Source organism: Micromonospora sp. NPDC050795 (genome assembly GCF_044456785.1).
Taxonomy (GTDB): domain Bacteria; phylum Actinomycetota; class Actinomycetes; order Mycobacteriales; family Micromonosporaceae; genus Micromonospora.
In genome coordinates, this window is the sequence record NZ_JBITGE010000131.1 from 1 (window position 1) to 1,067 (window position 1,067).

Annotated in this window: 1 protein-coding gene; it reads right to left on the minus strand. The window is 65.2% G+C overall.

Features of this window, described 5'->3' with window-relative positions; all coding sequences use genetic code 11:
* Positions 1-937, minus strand: a 937-nt coding sequence (locus ACIBEF_RS32615) for an IS256 family transposase (protein ID WP_396797270.1), incomplete at its 3' end; no start/stop codon positions are given.
* Positions 938-1,067 lie beyond the last annotated feature (130 nt).

A 1,067-nucleotide genomic window follows, 5' to 3' on the forward strand; every position in this document is an offset into this window, starting at 1 on the left:
CCAGGGACCGGGTCACCAGGTACAGACACTTCAACGCGGCCTGCTCGTTGGGGAAGTGGCCGCGGGCCTTGACCGCCCGCCGGTAGCGGGCGTTGTTGCGGATCAGGTGGATGATGCAGGTCTGCACGATCGTGCGGGGCCACACGTTCGTGACGACCTCGGGAAGGCCTTTCAGGCCGTCGCAGACGAGGAAGAACACGTTTTTCACGCCCCGGTTCCGCAGGTCGGTCAGCACACTCATCCAGAACTTCGCACCCTCACCACCGGTGCCGGCCCACAGCCCGAGGATGTCCTTCTCCCCATCGAGGGTGACCCCGATCGCGGCGTAGAACGGCCGGTTCGCGACCTGACCATCCCGCACCTTCACCACGATCGCGTCGATGAACACCGCCGCGTAGACCTCGTCCAACGGGCGGTGCGACCAGTCGGTCATCTCCTCGATCGCCTTGTCAGTGATCCGCGAGATCGTCTCCTTACTGACCGAAGCGCCATAGATCTCGGCGAAGTGCGCCGAGATCTCCCCGGTCGTCAAACCCTTGGCATACAACGACAACACGACCTCGTCGACCCCGGACAGACGGCGCTGCCGCTTCTTGACGATCTGCGGCTCGAACGTGCCAGCCCGGTCGCGCGGCACGTCGATCTGCACCGGCCCCGACGCGTCGGTCAGCACCGTCTTCGGCCGGCTGCCGTTGCGGATGTTGCCCGAGCCGGCGCCGTCGCTTTCGTGTTTGGCATAACCGAGGTGATCGGTCATCTCCTCGTTCAACGCGGTCTCCAGGACCGTCTTGGTCAACTGCCGGAGCAACCCATCCGGACCCGTCAACGACAAGCCCTGCTCCTTGGCTGCCCGGACCAGCTCGACGGCGGCCTTCGCCTCCCCCGACGGCTCCGCCCGCTTCTTACGTCCAGTCACGTCGTTCTGTGTCGCGGTCATCACGGCACCCTCCTCACCAGGCACAACGCCCGATGGGTCAGGCCGGAAACACCTTTAGATCCACAGACCCACAACAGCCCCCAGCCCTTCAGCGGTGGGGTGGCGCTGATGTGCCTGGTGTCGTGGTGTG